Here is an 18,513-nt window from a genome sequence, read left to right on the forward strand (position 1 = left end):
TAACCTATAATTAAATAATAAAATTGCACTTTAAATTTTCAACAACCTTTTTGAAAAAGACAACAAAAATGTCAATGCCCAAAAAGCTGGTGACGCAAAACCAGATATTTTAACAAAGCAAAATAGTAATATTAATTTATCTCTAATCGATATACTTTTTCTGACAATCATTACAACAAATAATGTAGTAGCAATTAAACCGATTGGTACACCTAATAACATTGGCAAATTTATATACAATGATATATCACCAAAACCATCCATAGCGCCATCATATAGAACTTTCTTAATCACACCAAAGCCTGTGAAGTACAAATCATCGCTATACCACTTGCTGATGACGTATAGCTTGGTATTATTGCTTCCATCCTCACCAGATAAAAATAAATCATATCGGTCTATCAAAGATTCGTAAAAATAATATCCACTAACTAACACCAATATGATACTTATCAATGCAGATCTAACGTTAACTTTACTAAAAAACAGTATAACTAGAACTACAAAGGAAAGAACTGCGTAAGTTGACAAGCTCAACGGAATAGTAAGCAAGCCAATATAAAATACCCAATCCGTTCGCTTGGCAAGTACATAACGAAAACTAACAAATAAAGACATATATCCAGAGTAAATTGAAGGCTCGGCAAAAACCCCGGTTGGTCTATATGCACCATAAAATGATGAGCGCCCTTCAACTCCTCCTAATAACAACCCAAAATCTAATTTATATGATAGTATATACCAAAGTAGGTTTTGCAATATAAACAATGAAGCGTGAGCTAGAATCAACCATTTAGTCAGTTTATCAAAGTAGTCAACATCCAGTTTATTTCTCAATAGCGATGCATGCAAACCAAACGCCATAATGTTTATAAATATAAATATGTACATCTCATAATGAATATATCCTGAGTTACCAAATGGAAATGAGTTAGAGAAACCATTAAAAATAAAAGCAATAGATATAAATGAAGCTAACAAAATTGGTTTTATTGCAATAACTCGATTATAAATCGCCATAAATGCTATTAATGAAATAGGTAGAGCAAATGAAATGACGTATATGGCAAGAGGTGCAGTGATTCTAAAAGAAGATAACAGAACAATGACAACCGATAGAAACGTTGTCATTTCATTAGACAACCTTTTCATTTTTCACCATCTCAATCAACCGTTTTGTATCTTCTACTTCGCAATAAAAGTGCTGTATTGATAATTCTTTATTACGTTCTATTTCGTTGTAACTTAATCTAAGCAAGTCACTTTCATTGCTTATACTATCTGTTTCGAAAATATAGAACCCTTTACTTCTTAACTCTAGGTATAATGGGCTACTTTTGTTAAGATAAACTGTTATTCCTAAAGAAAGTGCTAGAGCAACATTTCCAACACCTTGTTGACGAATATGATTAAGCACTAATACATTACAACTCGCTAGAATATGTAAATACTGGCTTGAATCCAAGAATTCTTCTAGCTTCTGTGTTTCGCAATCATGTTCCCTAAGTTTGTTAAACAACCAAGATTTGTAACTCTTACTTCCACCATAAGAAATTGGAAGAATAATATTTTCTCGATTTGAGTCTATTCGTTTTAATACATCATAGTGATTATTGGAAGGGTCCAGTGAGTTACCAACCATAACATTTGACCCAAGCTCTTTTTCAACCAAATCTGTATTGTTTTTTATTATTGTCTTTTGACTTCCATAATGCCAGTCGACATACTTAAACCTTGCATTTAGTATTGCTTTGAATATGTCAAATTCACTTTTCAAAACAGGAGAAAAATAGTCAAACCTCTTATATGGATTAAGAAACTTTATACATAATTCGATAATTTTATTTTTACTACTATTTTTCACCTTATAGTCAATATATATATCCTTCCCCCAGTGACGGTAATAATCGTAACCCCAACCTATCCATACTTTAGTTTTTATTTTTCTTAGTAATAAAACGATCATACAAAAAAGGTTAGGCAAACTATGGAATATTGCCACATCACCTTTTATTTTTGAAAAAATAACAAGTTTAATTAACTCAAGTTTTGTTACGTAATGAATATTTTTTCCTAATACTGTCTTTCCTTTTCCATTCTCAACAATATAAAAGTCACTTATCGATTCTTTTGATGCATTAAACTTTTCGACAGAATATTTTATAAACTTGTCGTTAGGGCAAAAATGAATTATTTTCATTTATTTACAACCACTGGATTAATTTCTTTCCCGCATAGAACATTGTCAGAGATAATCACATTGCTCATATCAGTCTTCATTCCCAATAGCCATTCTACAATTTGCTTGGGTATATCTGCTCCCGCTAGGTGTGAGAATGGATATTGACCACCAAAACGGGCATTCATCTCCAATACATAAAATTGACCATCTTGTTCCAAACAATCCGTATCGAGTACCGCAATATGCCGGAGCTTGTTCGCCAAGTCTTGTCCGATATCTCTAAGTTTTGGCTCATCCAATGTTATCGCTTGATCCGTTTCCCCAGATCGCATAGCAAGCTTTTTCTTACACAAAGCTGTAACGTAATTCTTATCAAGATCATTAACAACTTCGATGCCATACTCAGCCCCAGAAATACATTGTTGTATAAGAACCGATTGCTCAATATCACTCTCAGATTCATATTTCAGATATGATAATTTAATCTCATTCATCACTTTTTTGTAAAATATGTTTAGCTCGTCCATATCATCCGCTTTGTAAATACCAATTGACCCCATACCCCAGCGAGGCTTTACAATCAGCGGAAACGATAAATTCTCGATATCATCATGAGCGTCTTTTAGCGAAAGATATGTCTTAGGTGTCGCAATATTGTGGCTGATTAAAAATTGATATGTCTTCCATTTATCATTACATATTTCAATGACGGACTCATCAGAGACAACTACACGGATACCATTCTTTTCGAATTCATACTTGTGCTTAGATAATATTGGTAAGTCGATATCAAATAATGAAATAATAGTTTGAATATCGTGTTTAAGACAATAGTTGATCAAGTAATCGATATAACCTTCTGAGTATATTGGGGGGGTTATAGTAAAACCATCCGCTTGCTTCAAAGCATAAGTCTCTATGCTATTGGCAGCGAAAACCTGACCGTTATGAGGCTTCAATGCATCTTTAAAATAATTGACTAAATAGGTTCTTCGACCTACGGAAGTTAACAGTATATTCATTCATTAAGCCATTAAATTTAGTAATCCACCAGTATGCCAAAATAAAATTTTTGCATCTGACCTTACAACCTGATTTTTAATATAGTTTTCCATACCTAACCAAGCTTTCCCTGTATAGGTAGGGTCAAGAATGATTCCTGAGCTTGTGGCGACAGACTCAATTAGACTCAGCAACTCAGCATTCGTTTGTTCGTAACCGCCACAGTTAGCGGAATCATCAAAGTTGATATCATCAAGATAACTGATATCAAGGTTTTTATACCCAATAAACTCAGCAACTGATTTTTTTACCGCTTCATAACCGCGTTGTTTTTCTCGAGCAACACTAATGCCATAAACTTGGGCGTCAGGAAAGTAGTGCTTGAAGCCGCAATGTAGTCCGGCCTGTGTTGCTCCCGTACCGCTAGCAACGAATACTGCTTCAAATTGGATATTCGTCTGTTCTTTTAACTCTTTAACTGCATCAAAATAGGCTAGCGTTCCTTCATAACAATGCCCTCCCCCCCATATGTAAAACGGAGAGTAGCCTAGCGAAGACCAGCGAAGCATTTCAGCGTCCATAACAGCAGCTACATCTTTCATTTCACAGTAGACTATTCGAACACCAAGAAGCTCTAATAGCTTCAAATTTCCTGATGATTTTTCTTTAGACTCGGCATGAATAACTATCGAGCATTCCAACCCTAATTCTTTGCATCGAATCGCCGTTGCCCGAGCATGATTGGATTGAATTCCACCACAAGTTACGACTGCATTACATCCATCTGAAGTACACTTTTCTAAAATGTATTTGGCCTTTCTTCCTTTATTGCCGCCTCCAGTGATAGGGTATAAATCATCCCTTTTCACATAAACCATATCTAGTTTTCTGGATGTGACTTTATGAATTGGCGTAGTATTAGTCATATTTTCTTCACCATGTTCAACCCAATAATTTCAGAGTTTTCGTATTGAAACTCTGAATCTATTTTGAAACCAAATTTTTTATATAAATGAAGTGCATCAGAAGACTTTCTTACGGTTAAAGACAATCCCTTGAAACTATTCATTTCTAGTTCAGAAATTAGCTGTGTTAATAGCATGCTTCCGATACCATATCCATGAAGCTCACGTTCAACAGCAATGAGAGGAATATAGGCGTTTATTTTATCTGGATCATTTGCATAGCAAGCAACTAGACCAACCGTCTTTGAACCTTTACTTGCTTTGAAAATTATTGCGCTATCTATTAACTTTTGAGCATAGCTTCCAATATCAACGCGAGACGATAAGCTTGGCTCAAAGTCCTTATCGATCTTATGAAGAAAACCTTCTAATTCAGAGATTTCTTTGCTATTTATCTTGCTTATTAGCATTACTGTCACACGTAATAACATTAATAATAAAATCCAAATCTAACTGAGTTAGATCCGCATGTATAGGTAAGCATATTATGCTGTTGGAAATTTCTTTTGAGGAAGGGAACTCTCTCTTAAATCTACTATATGCTTTGAAATCTGTAATGAGTGGATAAAAGTATTTCCTCGCTAAAATTCCATTCTCCTTGAGAGCATCAAATAATTCATCACGATTCACACCTAACACTTCCTCATCAATGAGGATTGGGAAGTACGAGTGATTTAACTCTACATCCGACTCCGCTGCAAATGTGCTGATGCCATCTATAGACGCCAAGCGTCGCTCGTAAAACTCTGCGACCTCTTTACGCTTGGCAAGCGCTTCATCAATATGCTTTAACGTTGCCAAACCAAAAGCTGCTTGTATCTCGTTCATTTTGGCATTTGTCCCTAGGAGCGAGATTTGCGTCTCAGATTCAAATCCAAAGTTCTTCAGCCTATCCAGTTTATCTTTCATTTCTTGGGTATGGCAAACGATGGCCCCGCCCTCAATGGTTGAGTAGGCTTTGGTAGCATGAAAACTCAAAATCGACATGTCACCAAAATTCAAGATTGACTCTTCATTCTTTCTTACGCCAAATGCATGAGCCGCGTCGTAGACCACTTTTAAGTTGTGCTTATCCGCAATACTCTGAATAGCTTGATGATCACATGGGTTGCCATAAACATGCACAGGTAAGATCGCACACGTATTCTCGGTTATCGCCGATTCGATTTGTGCTGGGTCAATATTAAAGGTATTTGGATCAATATCTACAAAGACTGGTGTTAGGTTGTTCAACATGATTGCATGGCTTGTTGCAACAAAACTGTAAGGCGTCGTGATCACTTCCCCTTTTAGATCCAGCGCCTGCAAAGCCGTTACTAGTGCGAGCGTACCATTAGAAAACAAGCTAATAAATGGAACATCAAGGTATTCACAAAGTGCTTTCTCTAATTCCTGATGATAATGGCCATTGTTCGTTAACCATTTTCTAGACCAAATATCTTCAAGATAGGGGGTCAATTCATCTAATGGCGGAAGTAGAGGAGAAGTTACCGTTATTTTCGTCATATTATCTGTTTTTTTTCTTTAAAAGAGCCGAAAGTACATGTTGATATAAATCATTTTGAAATACTTTCACACTCAGAATATATAATGGAATTGCAATAAAAAGTGTTAATAAAGTTATGACTATACTATTTACTGCAACGATTTCAGCAATCATTCTGCTTAGTATGCATACAGAAAAGCTAAGTAACCAAATGGGGAGCAATCCTCTGAGTTGAGAAATCAACGTAAGCTTGCCTAATTTCCCGTTATAATAGGTGTTTATTATTAGAGAAAGATGAGACTGCACCACAACACCAATACAAATAGCAGTAACCCCTAGGGGGACTGTAATGAATAATATTGCGGTTGTAATAAGTTTTTTAATAATCTCTAGTTTTAAAAATAAGTCGGAACGCCCTTTTACTTGGAGATAATTCAAGTTAATGGCATGTATTGGATAGAGTATTAGACCAAAGGCTAATATAGTCACTAATATGGCAGCGGGTTTCCAAACTTCACCTAATATCATTGGTAATAGCGTGTCGGCCAGTAGCGCTAGCCCCATTAATAGTGGGAAGACAACAACAGCCGCTAAACGCAAGGTTAGTAAGTATGCGGCATTAAGTTTTCCCGGCTGCTCTTGCATTCCACTGAGCATCGGGTAGGTAACCCGTTGAATGATTGCTGTAAATGTTTGAGCCGGCACTTTCGTTAATTGATTGGCCTGAGTGAAGTGCCCTACATCAATCGCATTAAACTGCTTACCAATGATTAACTGGTAAATATTCTGATAAATACTATCAATCAGTCCCGACACTAGAAGTTTGGATCCAAAGCCAAATAGCTCATTAAATGATTTGAGTGAAGGTCCGAGTGTTGGCCGCCAACGATAAATTAGGTTTATAAGGACGGCGTTCGCGAAGGCAAATGTAAGCGTCTGGGCCACGAGAGACCAAACCCCAAACCCATGATATGCCATTGAGAGGCCAACGATACTGCTAGTTAAAACAGCCAATACAGACGCTTTGGCTTGCGTCTTAAAATCCATTTCTATCGTCAGTTTTGCCCTAGGGATGACAGTAAAGGCGTTGATGATCACGACAAGTCCAATCCACTTCATTAGTGGATTGAGTTCAGGTTGCTCATAAAACGTGGCAATCATTGGCGCGCAAGCATAGAGCAATGCATAACATAATAATGAAATAGCAATATTGAAATAGAATGCTGTTGCGAAGTCATGCTCGGTTCTGTCAAGCTTACGAATAAGCGCAGAGCTCATGCCACTATCAACAAACACCTGACTAATTGCAATAAATACGGCAAGTATCCCTATTAAGCCGAATGCGGTCGGGCCAAGTAAACGCGCGAGCATTAACATCACCAATAGCTGAACTAGTTGTGTCGTTAAACGTTCAATTGCACTCCATTTCAGCCCCTTCGTGACTTTCTGTTTTAAGCTAGACATCGATTAATCTTTCAATAAGGCTGATAAGTACTTTCCGTAGTCATTTTTGCTCATCAACTTGGCCTTTGCTTCTACTTCTGTACGGCTCAACCAGTTCTGGTGATAGGCTATCTCTTCTATGCACGCAATTTTATAACCTTGGCGCTTTTCTATCGTTTCCACAAATTGAGCTGCTTCAAGCAAACTTTCATGTGTACCTGTATCTAGCCAAGCGTACCCTCGACCAAGCATTTCCACGTTAAGTTTGCCTTTATTAAGATACATTTCATTTAATGTGGTGATCTCTAGCTCCCCTCTGTCTGAGGGTTTAACTTCCTTGGCTAACTCAACTACCTGGTTGTCATAGAAATAGAGTCCTGTCACGGCATAGTGGCTTTTCGGTTGAGGTGGTTTTTCCTCAATAGAGATCGCCTTTCTATTCTCATCAAACTCAACCACACCAAAACGCTCAGGATCTTTTACTTGGTAACCAAATACCGTCGCTCCTTTCCCTTTCTTGGCATTTTCAACCGCACTTTTTAATTTCGGGGTAAAATTAGGCCCCCAAAAAATATTGTCCCCCAATACTAAGCAAACCGAATCTTGTCCAATGAACGATTCTCCAATAACAAAAGCCTGCGCAAGGCCATCGGGACTCGGTTGAATCGCATATTGAAGCTCAATACCAAAAGCAGAGCCATCACCAAGTAGGCGTTTAAAGCTGTCTTGGTCTTCTGGCGTCGTGATAATTAGGATATCGCGAATTCCCGCAAGCATTAGTACTGACAGCGGGTAATAAATCATTGGTTTATCGTAAACGGGAAGCAACTGCTTTGAAATGCCCTGGGTAATGGGGTAAAGACGTGTGCCAGAACCACCTGCAAGAACAATACCTTTCATTATAAATAGATCCTAAGTTGGTAGGACCTAGATCCTAGGAAAACCTACGATCTAGAACCTCAAATGTTTGCAGAAGAGAGAATGCTATCAGTTAATACCTAAACGTTCGCGTTGGTAGCTGCCGTCTTGGACGTTTTGACACCACTGTTGGTTATCTAGATACCATTGAACGGTTTTCTTAAGGCCAGTCTCGAAGGTTTCTTCTGGCGTCCAACCTAATTCACGCTGCATTTTACTTGAATCAATCGCATAACGGCGATCATGGCCTGGGCGATCTTGCACGTACGTGATTTGTGCTGCGTACTTGGCGTCTTTTGGCACCAGCGTGTCCAAGATGTCACAAATGGTGTTCACCACTTCGATGTTTTTCTTCTCGTTATGGCCACCGATATTGTATGTCTGACCAATCTTACCTTCGGTTACTACTTTATATAGTGCTCGCGCGTGATCTTCGACAAATAGCCAGTCACGAATTTGATCGCCTTTGCCGTAAATAGGCAAATCTTTTCCCTCAAGCGCATTCAGAATAACAAGTGGAATCAGCTTTTCAGGGAAGTGATAAGGACCATAATTATTCGAGCAGTTGGTCACGATCGTCGGCAAACCATAAGTGCGCAACCATGAACGTACTAAGTGATCACTCGATGCTTTAGATGCTGAGTAAGGGCTTGATGGTGCGTAGGGGGTGGTTTCCAAAAACAGTGGAAGCTCTGAGTCAGAGCTCACTTCATCCGGGTGCAGCAAGTCACCATAAACTTCATCGGTTGAGATGTGATGAAAACGGAAAGCAGATTTTGCCATTTCATCCAGTGTATTCCAATATTCACGCGTTGCTTCTAGAAGGGTGTACGTGCCAACAACGTTCGTTTCAATAAAAGCTGCAGGGCCGGTGATTGATCGATCAACGTGAGACTCTGCGGCTAGATGCATCACAGCACCAGGCTTGTGAGTTTCAAATACGCGGTTCAATTCAGCACGGTCACAAATGTTCACTTGCTCAAATGCGTAACGATCGTTTGATTCTACCGAAACTAAAGACTCAAGGTTGCCGGCGTAGGTTAAGCAATCTACATTTACCACACTGTCTGATGTATTTTCGATGATGTGGCGCACGACCGCTGAGCCAATAAAGCCCGCCCCGCCTGTCACGAGTATTTTCATTTTTACCTTTCCAACGTTGGGAAACACCACATAAAGTGCTTCAAAACTTCCATTCCCATCTCAGACATCCAACCCCATCTGAGACATTTTTCACTCATTTTGAGACAGTAAAATTTCGCCCATCCCGCCCGTATAAAACCAAGATTTTGCTTACTTTTTTAAAACCACCCCAATAGGTAATGCAAAAGCCTAGGTCCTAGGTCCTAGGTCCTTATTATCTTCTTCTTTTCGAAACGCAAAGTGTATTAGCACAATTGCTACACCCAACATCCCACCAAGTAATGTGCCTAGCACACAAATCAGCGCGCGTTTCGGCCCATCTTTTAGTTCAGGCACTACAGCTGGGTCTACTACCTTGAAGATAAACTCTTCTTGTACCTCTGCTAGCATCAAGCTTTTGGTTTGCTCTTCTATCAGTTTGTAAAATGTACTCTGCATATCTGCCACAGCAGTCTTTTGTAACTGAGCGTTCAAATATGCTAAGTTTTGTGAGGTTTCTGCAATCGTACGTTCACGCATCACTTTATTGATGTCTTCAATTAACCAATTGACCCATTGTTGCGCAAGGTAGGGCGAATAGTGCTTAACAGAAACAGTATACAAGCCACTTTCTTTATCTTGATTAACGTTCAAAATGTTTTTATTAAAGACCTTAAATGCTTCTTGTGCGGTTGGTGTAGCACCACGTAGACCATCAGGTTCACGCAACCACTCACCGGTAGTTGGGTTATAGAGATCTTCATCTAAAATGAGTTTGTCATTTGCTAAGTCCCAATCTTTTGCCGCCATTAGTGGCACAAGTAAATCATGCTTGTTGATGAATGCTTCTACAAACTGTCGAGACTTCATTACCTGAACGGCTAAATCTGTTTGAGAAGATTCACCTGCACTCAAGTTAACACCTGCTAGTGCCGCAAGACCACCTAACTGACCTGCCATTTTTGAAAGACCACCACCATTTGAGCTTTCTGCAGGGGCAAGCAACGCATCTGATTTATAGATATTAGGCAAACTTAGTGCGTAGAGTACCGCGCCGACGGCAAAGACAAATGTGGTTACGATGATTATCCACTTGCCTTTCCACAATGCTTTGAAAAGTTCACGCAAGTCGATTTCATCGTCTGTAGGTCGCGATTGGGGTGGATATGGTAGGTAGTTTGGATTGGGTTCTTTTTGTGGTTCCATTGGTCTTTAATCCTAAGCTCTGAGATTCGTTATGTGAAATTCAGAGATTGGTAAAATTGATATCAGCCACCACGCTGTGACTAGATTCCTAGTCTCGCTTAGGCTCGCTGGAATGACGGAATACTGGATATAATCCTGTCAGATTATGTCCAGTATCATTTTCAGTACTAGATTATTAACCTTAATAAAGCTGAGCTTATGTAACTTCAACCGTCACATAAGCTCTTAGTATTATTAGATTTATAAGCCCATTTAAGCTGACTGGTATGGTTTTGTCGTTCGTTACTTCAACGCATTGATCGCAACACCTGTTTGGTAAAGGATCTGCGTTGCTGCGGTCCAGGTGCTTAATGCATCGCGGTAGTCGGTATCGATTGGCACAACAATTGTGTCGCCCGCTTTTAGCTCTTCATGATTGTTACCGAACCAGTAGCCAGACGTTGGTTTGTAGACTGAACCGTCTGCGCGCACGACAAAGATACGATCTTCATCCGCTTGCTTCTTCGCACCACCGGCTTTGTTTAGGTAGTCATCTACGTCTAGCTTGTTATCCAGCAAGTACGTGATTGGCACCTGAACTTCACCCATGATCGATACTGTATTGCGGTATGTCGGAACAAACAAGAAGTCTCCATCTTCCAACATAAAGTCCGCAGAACGCTCATCTTTCAAAATGCGATTAAGCTGCACAACCATGCGACCAAGCGCTTTGCTCTTACTTGCTTCTTCTACAAACGCCAAAGTTTTTTCTGGGTCAGAAATAACCGAGCCTAAATTACTGTCTGCACGGAAGGTCTTCTTAGCGGTTTCTGCACGCATATCTGCAGCGTATTGGTTTAATAACTTCTGCTCTTGTAGACGAAGCGCTTCACGAGTGAAGATCGCACCTTGAGGGTGAGCAAATTCCGTCAAGCCACCAGCACGCTCAAGTAACTCGCCTAAGGTCTCCCCTTGACGAACCGTGTACGTGCCAGGGAAACGAACTTCGCCTTGCAGAGTTACTGTGCTTTGTAGTTTAACATTCGGTTTTTCAAGAATATTTAGACGGTCACGGCCAACAAGGATTGCATCATCTGCTGTGCTTCCCTGAATCGCTTTACGTAAGTCAATGCGTTCTACATCGATAGATGCACGTTCATCCTTGCTGCTAATCACAGTACGAGCCAACTCTGCATTAATGGTAAATGCATTGTACGTTAGGCCACCCGCCGCTTCGATTAGTGTAGATACCGACATACGTGGCGTGAGTGGGTAGCGACCAGGGTGTTTTACCTCACCGAATACTTCGGCGATTTGTGGTGCTAAACCTAAACGAGATTGCTGTTGGAGCTGCAAAAGTACCGGTGCAAGTAAGGTGCGGCGCGTATTCTGCTTCAACGCATCAAAGTCTTCTTTCGTGATTTCTTTGCCACGGAAGATAATTTTGGGCTGTTCTGATTCTTCAGTTGAAGATTGCCCCATCGCCATATTGTCTGTCGCTGAGGATAACGCTACAGATGAGCTCATAACTTCTTGCTCTTTCTGTTGGTCTTGCTCGGCTTTAAATTGTGCCTGCTCAAGCGTTTTTGCTTTAGTCACCGTGTCTTGATCGGCTAGGGTATCTAAATCTTCATTGTTGAAGCGGTTAAACACCAGCACTCGGTCACGTGAATTTAGCTTCAGGTTATCTTTGCTGCTTGGAGAAAGAATCGCGTTAGCAAGATTAACTTGATAAACCTCTATATCACGTTGTGGGTTAATTTCACGAACAACGACAGCATAGTTAACATCTGCTGTGGAATTAAACGACGTATCTACTGATTGGAACAAATCAGCAACACGCAGGCCGCTCTTCCATTCGATGAAGCCAGGATGACGGACGTCACCCTCGATTTGTACGTAACGGGTTAACTCTTCACTCTTCTTCAATACATTAACGGCGTCGCCGTCTTTTACTTTGGTTTGTTGATCGTGTGACTGGCTGAAGTTAAGGGTTAATGCGTCACGCGCTCCTTTCGCTGCGTAACGTTTTATTTCAATTTGATCGCGGTAAGCGTTAGCAGTAAAACCACCCGCCATTTGAATCGCTTGCTTGTAGGTTTCACCTGATTTCACTTCATAGATTGCAGGGCGGTTTACTTCGCCATCAATAGCGATGGTATTACCGACAGCACCAATAAAGACCACATCGCCAGGTAACAGTCGAACATCGTTGCGCGCGTCGCCTTTCAGTAATAGGTCATACATATCCAGCTTGCGAATCACCTGCCCATTACGCTTTAACTGCACGTTGCGTAATGCACCGCTCTCACCAAAACCACCACTGTAATAAATGGCTTGAGAAATGGTGGTTAGCGCACTAACGGTGTAAGCACCCGGTTTGTAGGCATCGCCCATCACAAACACTTGCATGGTGCGCATTTCACCCAGTGAAATATCACTGCGTACACCAATCATTTGCTCTTTTACACGTTGGTTTAGTGAATCACGAACGTCAGAAAAGCTCATGCCTGCTACTTGAACTGGGCCAAGTGAAGGGAAGTTGATAGTACCAGCACGATTTACTCGCAAATGGTGCGTCGCGTTCTCTTTACCAAATAGCTGGATAACAATTTCGTCACCAGCACCGACTGTGTAATCAGCAGGGACAGGCACATCGCTCACTGGGGCAAATGTCGTTGGCGAACCCGCAAATAGATCCAAACCGAAGCGTTTTAGCTCTTCGTCTTCTTTTGTTAGATCCGCTTGGTCCGTTTGATTGGCGTTACTCACTTCCGGGCGAGGATTAATCACTTGAGGGTTTTGATAGCTACTCGGCTGAGAAGAAGAGCCAGAAGGGAGAGAAATGCCGTACTTACTCGCTAACGCTTGTTGTTGGTCAGCAGGTAAGCTTTGGAACATTTGCATTTGTTCCGGGGTTGGGGTCTGCGCATGACTGAATGGCGCAAATAAACTTGCCAATACACAAGCGGCAATCGAGAAATATCCTTTAAGCATGATAATTCGCTATTTAAATCGAGAGTTAAAAAATCCTAGTTACTAAAACTAGGCACTAGGTCTTTTAATTAAAATCGGTGCTGAAAGCCGAGTGTAAGGGCATTCAGACGAACTTGGTCTTCTGACGTACTGTCAACAAACTCGAAAACAACCGCATTGTGCTTATCTAGAGCGTAATGCATACCTAAGCCAAAGCTAAAGCCTTGGTCTTTGTTCGAACCTACGTTTTGTTGATCGATCTGGACACTGGAGTAACCCGCTAGTCCGTAAAGTGCGAAACGTTCAGAAACCGGCATGTTCAACTTAACAAACCCACTTGCTAAACTGTCAACCGCGAGCCCGCTTTCGCGCTGTACTGAGGTACCGTAACGCGCCTCTAACGCGACATAATCGTTAAAGAAGTAGCCTGCTTGCGCTTGAAGAAGGAATGGATTGCCTTCGGTTACGGAAGAAGTAGAAGAGTGGTGGTATTCGGCATTAGAGTAGCTCACTAACGCACCTGCATAAAAATCTGCTGAGGCCGTAAATGAGCACAAGCCTAAGCTGATTGCACTCAACGTCCCTAGCCATGGTCGTTTGTTCATCACGTAAGTGTTCCTTGGGTATTGACTGACCGCTGCACATGAATGACGCACGCAGTGAATGTCTGTTAACTGGTTGTCTGTTTACTTGTGCGTTTTCACGCTACCGCCCTGCGGCATTACGCGTTAGCCACTGTTCGCTGATTACCGAGTTGCTCGGCTTATTGATATAAGTACCATTTTTAAGCATCGTTTTTGTGACAAGAAAATCAAAAACTCATACTTGAAAAGCACAGCATAAAAGCTGGCAAATTATGCATGGATTAGCGCAAAACGGCAAGGGGGCTCACTCTAAGGTTTGAGAATGGGCATTCTTGTTTTTGAGAGCAATTACACACTGAGCGTCATTCACCTAAGTGTTACAAAACGTAACGTTAAACTTATCTCGAATATCAATTCGCCACTTATCTCGATATTGACGAGTTGGTGTTACTTAACGCCGAGTTATCCTTCATTACTCCTATAATCTCTAGTTAAAATAACTAAATCCACCTGCAAATGAATTATCTTTTCAATGAGACGCATTCTTTAGAACTTGGTAAAATTCCATAGTAAACTATTTACATGCTGATTGTTTTTTAACTAAAATGACAAATGGTATGTTTTAAACAGACCAAACATCGATGTTTTAAAATCTGAAATACAAGGATTAATAATGAAGAACACAGCTCTAGCTATTCTTATGGCTCTAAGCGCATCAACTGCATTCGCAGCGACTGAAGCTGGTACTACTGGCACAGCAGCAGCATCTGCAACGGGTACAACTGCGGTAGCAGTAGGTGCAGCAGCAGCAGTAACTGTAGTAGCAGTTGCAGCGTCAGACAGCGATTCAACTTCAACGTCTACTTCTACTTCTACTTCTACTTCTACGAACTAATTCGTTTAAGTCGAACTAGATAAATCGCCCTGAACTGTTTCAGGGCGATTTTATTTGTAAGAGGGAATAATGAATACCTTTCTATCGCAAAAATGGATGCGCTTACTTGTTGTTTTGCCTGTATTAAGCCTCACCTTTGGGTGTACTCAGAAATTCAATGATGTCTCGGCGACCGTTCAAGAAGCTTATGGCAACTACATCGATGTTGAACTGACACCAGAAGAAATTGAAGCCGTTCCTTATGCTAGCGCTTATCTAAAAATCGGCAATCAAAAACAAGTCTTTGTTGTTCTCGCCTTTGCAGAATCAAACCCATTAACAGGCCAAACCCAACTCAAATGGGTCAGTGCCGATAAAGCGATGGTAGTGACAGAGAATGGCCATATTGTTAAAACCATTGGCTTACAAACCACCAACCTAGCCGGTGTCTACGGTGACATACCCGCTTACTCAGATTCACCTACACAATATGCCCTTTCTTACGATTGGTCTGAGCAACACCGTTACGGCTTTCAAGCTCAGGTAGAGCGCTCACGTCAAGGCAAAGAGACGGTAACCACTCCTATTTCATCGACAGAAACCGACGTTTATACCGAGACCGTGACTTTTCCAAGCTTGGAAGAAAGTGTAGAGAACACCTATTGGGTAGACCGTAACGGACAAGTGGTGAAAACACGTCAGCACTTAGGTCCAAACATGGTGCCTGTTGAATTGACAATTTTGAAAGGGTACAGCAAATCATGAGTAAGCGACTGCTCTCCTTACTAAGCTTAGTGGGTGTTGTCGGTATTACCGCCCTACCGGCTATGGCCCAGAACCAAAGTTTACCGCCGTTACAAGTTGAGTTAGCTGGTACTGGAAAAGCCTTACAATTTGAACAGCCAACTCGTTTAGACAATATCCTGAAACTCGCACAGGAGCAGAACCTTGTCTTGCAATATCCACTCGCGATTACTTTGTTTGATGATTCAGAACAGGCACAGCAAGAGAGTCTGGCTCTAAAAAACGCCGTGTTGAACCAAATGATTCAATACAATCTCGTTGACCATCCATTTTACAAGTTTATCCAGCAAAGTCAGTTTGCGCCTCGCGTTCTTTCAGCCATCGATGTTGATCAGATTCGCTTAGACAAATTTGATAATCCGCTTTTAAAAGGTCAGTTTGCCTTAAGTGCGCCTGAGCGAGCAGAGAAAGTGTTGTATGTGGGCAATGTGGACAAGGTTTATGCAATCAAAAATCTAGCTGGTATCCCTCTGCATGAACAGGTCGATAGCCTAAAAAGCAGTGAGGTTGGTGAACTGGCTCAGCCGCCTATTTTAATCTATCCAAATGGTGAGGTGGTTACCCCTCATCATGGCAGTTGGTTAACCAAACAATATTATTTACCACCTTTGACCATGGTCTATATCCCATTTGACGATTTTGAACAGTCGCCAATGGATCAAGATATCGTCAAACTGCTGTCACAACGTAAACCAACCTCGTCGAAGAATTAAATATGAACCTGATAAGAACCAGTTTATCTCTTTCTTTAATGGGTCCAGCGTTGGTTTGGGCTCAAGATATGCCTTTTGAGGCGCCACCACTAGAACCATCACAAATGGACTTTGGTGGCGTGGGCTTAATGCAAATGCCAACTGGCCGCATGGCACCTGAGGGCGAGTTTAACTTTGCGGTCACTGGCAGCGATGAGTACCTATTTTACAATGTGACTCTGCAAGTGATGCCTTGGCTAGAAACGACGATTCGTTACACCATGGTAAACGATCTTTTCTACAGTAGCGATCCGAGCTTTTCTGGTGATACCAAGTACACAGACAAAGGCATTGATTTTAAAGTTCGCTTATTAGAAGAATCTGAGTACTTACCAGAACTTTCTGTTGGTATTCGTGACTTTGCGGGTACTGGCCTGTTTGATGGTGAGTTTGTTGCTGCAACAAAACGCTACTCTAACCCTAATCTTGGTACCTTTGATTTTACCTTAGGTATGGGCTGGGGTTACCTTGGAACGCGTGACAATATTAGCAACCCGGCTTGTAAATTATCAGACAGTTTCTGTGAACGCCCTTCCGATTTTAAAGGCAATGGCGGTAGCGTAGACTTTGAACGTTGGTTTAAAGGACCGGCAGCTCTATTTGGTGGTGTGGAATATCAGACACTGCATGCCCCACTACGCTTCAAGCTTGAATACGACAGTAATGACTACAGCGAAGATTTTCCTGTGGTACGCGGTGGCATAGACATGACGCCCCACACCCCTTGGAACTTTGGTGTTCTTTATCGTTTAGGCCACATGGCCGACCTGCGTTTGAGTTATGAACGTGGTGATACGCTGGTTGCTGGTGTGAGTCTTTATACTAACTTCAATGAGATGCCGTCTTTCTGGCGTGATACACCAACACCAGAAGTGGAAGATAAACAACCAGAGCAACTGTCTGATGTCGATTGGGAGCGAGTCACTGAAGAGCTTGATAAAGTCGCTGGCTACCAAAATACGCAGCTTTATGTTGAAGGCAACACTATCTCCGTTGTTGGTGAGCAGAAGAAGTATCGCGACCGCAACGAAGCGCATGAGAAAGCAGCGGCGGTTCTGTACAACGAGATGCCAAGCAGCATTGATACTTTTACCATCAATGAACGCAGCCGTGGTTTGCTCGGCGATCAAACGGTTATCTCTAAAGATAAGTACCGTGACTTTGCTGAAGTAAACTACATCAATCCGAGCATTGAAGATGCGACTTCTACATCAAACAATAAGCCTCAGGGCAAACCTGCTTACGACGGTTTTGAGCGTTTTGACTGGGGCTTTGCACCAAAACTTGCTCAAACCTTGGGTAACCCAGAAGACTTCTACTTGTTTAGTGTGGGTTTGAGCGGCAACGCCTCTTACTGGTTAACGGACAATCTAGAAATCGGCGGTTCGCTGTATTGGGATTGGTACAATAACTACGACAAGTTTAACTACGTAACCCCACCAGATGGCACAAGCGTTCCTCGCGTACGTACTATGTTCCGCGCTTATCAGAATGAACACGCGGTAACCATGTCGAACCTTCAATTGACTTGGTTCCAAGAGTACTCCGATACCATGGACCAGCAATTCTACGCAGGTTACCTAGAAAGCATGTTTGCTGGCGTGGGTACGGAGTTCTTATACCGTCCAAAAGGCGCCAACTGGGCTCTGGGGGCTGATGTTAACTTAGTTTCTCAACGTGATCCTGAAAGCTACTTTGGTGTATACGATGAGAAGTGGCAGCATATCCCTGAATACGGCCGTCCATTCCAAGTGGTTGATAAAGGCTTTACTGGCTTTGTTTCGGGTTACTACTATCCACAATGGGATATCCTACAAGATTTGATGATTCAGGTCGATGTAGGTCAGTTCCTGGCAGGTGATGTCGGTACTCAAGTTAACGTATCTAAGCAATTCAAGAGTGGCGTGATCGCTGGTGCGTTTGCATCTATTAGTGATTTGTCTGCTGATGAGTTCGGTGAAGGTAGCTTTACCAAAGGCTTCTACATTTCGATTCCATTCGACATCATGACTGTGAAACCAAGCAACAACCGTGCGAACTTTAGCTGGCAGCCTTTGACTCGCGATGGCGGTCAGAAGCTTGGTCGCAAGTACAGTCTGATTGAGCTGACAGATGAGCGTAACCCTTGGTATCAACGTCCAAATGCATCGGATGAAAAGTAATCTAATCGCAATTAGATTACCTAAATAATACAAAGGAAGCTTCGGCTTCCTTTTTGTT

16 protein-coding genes are annotated in these 18,513 nt (G+C 41.5%); 4 read left to right on the plus strand and 12 right to left on the minus strand.

What is annotated here, in order from left to right:
• Nucleotides 1-30: 30 nt before the first annotated feature.
• From C1S74_RS09680 to C1S74_RS09735, 12 genes are all read right to left on the minus strand, one after another.
• The gene (locus tag C1S74_RS09680) at nucleotides 31-1,152 is read right to left on the minus strand and encodes a hypothetical protein (RefSeq protein ID WP_045399332.1); all 1,122 of its coding nucleotides are present in this window, start codon (nucleotides 1,150-1,152) and stop codon (nucleotides 31-33) included.
• A complete protein-coding gene (locus C1S74_RS09685; RefSeq protein WP_045399335.1) occupies nucleotides 1,136-2,200 on the minus strand; it encodes a TDP-N-acetylfucosamine:lipid II N-acetylfucosaminyltransferase family protein in 1,065 nt (354 codons plus the stop codon). Before C1S74_RS09685 ends, C1S74_RS09680 begins: the two co-directional genes overlap by 17 nt.
• Nucleotides 2,197-3,204: an ATP-grasp domain-containing protein gene (locus tag C1S74_RS09690; RefSeq protein ID WP_045399336.1), complete on the minus strand. Its 1,008-nt coding sequence runs from the start codon at nucleotides 3,202-3,204 to the stop codon at nucleotides 2,197-2,199. The genes C1S74_RS09685 and C1S74_RS09690 overlap by 4 nt, the downstream gene beginning before the upstream one ends.
• A 3-nt stretch (nucleotides 3,205-3,207) precedes the next feature.
• On the minus strand, nucleotides 3,208-4,110 hold the full coding sequence (locus tag C1S74_RS09695; protein WP_045399339.1) for a 1-aminocyclopropane-1-carboxylate deaminase/D-cysteine desulfhydrase: 903 nt from the start codon (nucleotides 4,108-4,110) through the stop codon (nucleotides 3,208-3,210).
• Nucleotides 4,107-4,559 carry a GNAT family N-acetyltransferase gene (locus C1S74_RS09700; protein ID WP_052437300.1) on the minus strand — a complete coding sequence of 151 codons (453 nt, stop codon included), beginning with the start codon at nucleotides 4,557-4,559 and terminating at the stop codon, nucleotides 4,107-4,109. The genes C1S74_RS09695 and C1S74_RS09700 overlap by 4 nt, the downstream gene beginning before the upstream one ends.
• Nucleotides 4,537-5,655: a DegT/DnrJ/EryC1/StrS family aminotransferase gene (locus tag C1S74_RS09705; RefSeq protein ID WP_045399341.1), complete on the minus strand. Its 1,119-nt coding sequence runs from the start codon at nucleotides 5,653-5,655 to the stop codon at nucleotides 4,537-4,539. The genes C1S74_RS09700 and C1S74_RS09705 overlap by 23 nt, the downstream gene beginning before the upstream one ends.
• Nucleotide 5,656: 1 nt before the next feature.
• The gene (locus C1S74_RS09710) at nucleotides 5,657-7,099 is read right to left on the minus strand and encodes a lipopolysaccharide biosynthesis protein (protein ID WP_045399344.1); all 1,443 of its coding nucleotides are present in this window, start codon (nucleotides 7,097-7,099) and stop codon (nucleotides 5,657-5,659) included.
• A gap of 3 nt (nucleotides 7,100-7,102) precedes the next feature.
• Nucleotides 7,103-7,978, minus strand: a complete 876-nt coding sequence (gene rfbA, locus C1S74_RS09715; protein WP_045399347.1) for a glucose-1-phosphate thymidylyltransferase RfbA — start codon at nucleotides 7,976-7,978, stop codon at nucleotides 7,103-7,105.
• Between the two features lie 87 nt (nucleotides 7,979-8,065).
• Complete coding sequence (gene rfbB, locus C1S74_RS09720) at nucleotides 8,066-9,139, minus strand: dTDP-glucose 4,6-dehydratase (protein ID WP_045399349.1); 1,074 nt, start codon at nucleotides 9,137-9,139, stop codon at nucleotides 8,066-8,068.
• A 189-nt stretch (nucleotides 9,140-9,328) separates the two neighbouring features.
• The gene (locus C1S74_RS09725; RefSeq protein WP_045399351.1) at nucleotides 9,329-10,324 is read right to left on the minus strand and encodes a Wzz/FepE/Etk N-terminal domain-containing protein; all 996 of its coding nucleotides are present in this window, start codon (nucleotides 10,322-10,324) and stop codon (nucleotides 9,329-9,331) included.
• Between the two features lie 282 nt (nucleotides 10,325-10,606).
• On the minus strand, nucleotides 10,607-13,300 hold the full coding sequence (locus C1S74_RS09730; RefSeq protein WP_045399353.1) for an SLBB domain-containing protein: 2,694 nt from the start codon (nucleotides 13,298-13,300) through the stop codon (nucleotides 10,607-10,609).
• Between the two features lie 68 nt (nucleotides 13,301-13,368).
• Nucleotides 13,369-13,884, minus strand: coding sequence for a porin family protein (locus C1S74_RS09735; RefSeq protein WP_045399356.1), 516 nt, complete (start codon nucleotides 13,882-13,884; stop codon nucleotides 13,369-13,371).
• 652 nt (nucleotides 13,885-14,536) lie between these two features.
• Between C1S74_RS09735 and C1S74_RS09740 the strand changes: the two genes are divergently transcribed.
• The 4 genes from C1S74_RS09740 (at nucleotide 14,537) to C1S74_RS09755 (ending at nucleotide 18,455) form a co-directional block, all read left to right on the plus strand.
• Nucleotides 14,537-14,758 carry a hypothetical protein gene (locus C1S74_RS09740; RefSeq protein WP_021017910.1) on the plus strand — a complete coding sequence of 74 codons (222 nt, stop codon included), beginning with the start codon at nucleotides 14,537-14,539 and terminating at the stop codon, nucleotides 14,756-14,758.
• A gap of 69 nt (nucleotides 14,759-14,827) precedes the next feature.
• On the plus strand, nucleotides 14,828-15,502 hold the full coding sequence (locus C1S74_RS09745) for a YjbF family lipoprotein (RefSeq protein WP_045399359.1): 675 nt from the start codon (nucleotides 14,828-14,830) through the stop codon (nucleotides 15,500-15,502).
• Nucleotides 15,499-16,254, plus strand: coding sequence for a capsule biosynthesis GfcC family protein (locus C1S74_RS09750; RefSeq protein ID WP_045399362.1), 756 nt, complete (start codon nucleotides 15,499-15,501; stop codon nucleotides 16,252-16,254). Before C1S74_RS09745 ends, C1S74_RS09750 begins: the two co-directional genes overlap by 4 nt.
• Before the next feature lie 2 nt (nucleotides 16,255-16,256).
• Entirely contained in the window at nucleotides 16,257-18,455 is a 2,199-nt protein-coding gene (locus C1S74_RS09755; protein ID WP_045399365.1) for a YjbH domain-containing protein, read from the plus strand.
• The last annotated feature ends 58 nt before the right edge of the window (nucleotides 18,456-18,513 follow it).

Source organism: Vibrio hyugaensis, assembly GCF_002906655.1.
Classification (GTDB): domain Bacteria; phylum Pseudomonadota; class Gammaproteobacteria; order Enterobacterales; family Vibrionaceae; genus Vibrio; species Vibrio hyugaensis.

Bases quoted from the DNA above. Each gene is read 5' to 3' on its own strand.
- C1S74_RS09680 (WP_045399332.1), bottom strand. From the start codon at position 1,152: ATGAAAAGGTTGTCTAATGAAATGACAACGTTTCTATCGGTTGTCATT.
- C1S74_RS09685 (WP_045399335.1), bottom strand. From the start codon at position 2,200: ATGAAAATAATTCATTTTTGCCCTAACGACAAGTTTATAAAATATTCT.
- C1S74_RS09690 (WP_045399336.1), bottom strand. From the start codon at position 3,204: ATGAATATACTGTTAACTTCCGTAGGTCGAAGAACCTATTTAGTCAAT.
- C1S74_RS09695 (WP_045399339.1), bottom strand. From the start codon at position 4,110: ATGACTAATACTACGCCAATTCATAAAGTCACATCCAGAAAACTAGAT.
- C1S74_RS09700 (WP_052437300.1), bottom strand. From the start codon at position 4,559: ATGCTAATAAGCAAGATAAATAGCAAAGAAATCTCTGAATTAGAAGGT.
- C1S74_RS09705 (WP_045399341.1), bottom strand. From the start codon at position 5,655: ATGACGAAAATAACGGTAACTTCTCCTCTACTTCCGCCATTAGATGAA.
- C1S74_RS09710 (WP_045399344.1), bottom strand. From the start codon at position 7,099: ATGTCTAGCTTAAAACAGAAAGTCACGAAGGGGCTGAAATGGAGTGCA.
- rfbA (WP_045399347.1), bottom strand. From the start codon at position 7,978: ATGAAAGGTATTGTTCTTGCAGGTGGTTCTGGCACACGTCTTTACCCC.
- rfbB (WP_045399349.1), bottom strand. From the start codon at position 9,139: ATGAAAATACTCGTGACAGGCGGGGCGGGCTTTATTGGCTCAGCGGTC.
- C1S74_RS09725 (WP_045399351.1), bottom strand. From the start codon at position 10,324: ATGGAACCACAAAAAGAACCCAATCCAAACTACCTACCATATCCACCC.
- C1S74_RS09730 (WP_045399353.1), bottom strand. From the start codon at position 13,300: ATGCTTAAAGGATATTTCTCGATTGCCGCTTGTGTATTGGCAAGTTTA.
- C1S74_RS09735 (WP_045399356.1), bottom strand. From the start codon at position 13,884: ATGAACAAACGACCATGGCTAGGGACGTTGAGTGCAATCAGCTTAGGC.
- C1S74_RS09740 (WP_021017910.1), top strand. From the start codon at position 14,537: ATGAAGAACACAGCTCTAGCTATTCTTATGGCTCTAAGCGCATCAACT.
- C1S74_RS09745 (WP_045399359.1), top strand. From the start codon at position 14,828: ATGAATACCTTTCTATCGCAAAAATGGATGCGCTTACTTGTTGTTTTG.
- C1S74_RS09750 (WP_045399362.1), top strand. From the start codon at position 15,499: ATGAGTAAGCGACTGCTCTCCTTACTAAGCTTAGTGGGTGTTGTCGGT.
- C1S74_RS09755 (WP_045399365.1), top strand. From the start codon at position 16,257: ATGAACCTGATAAGAACCAGTTTATCTCTTTCTTTAATGGGTCCAGCG.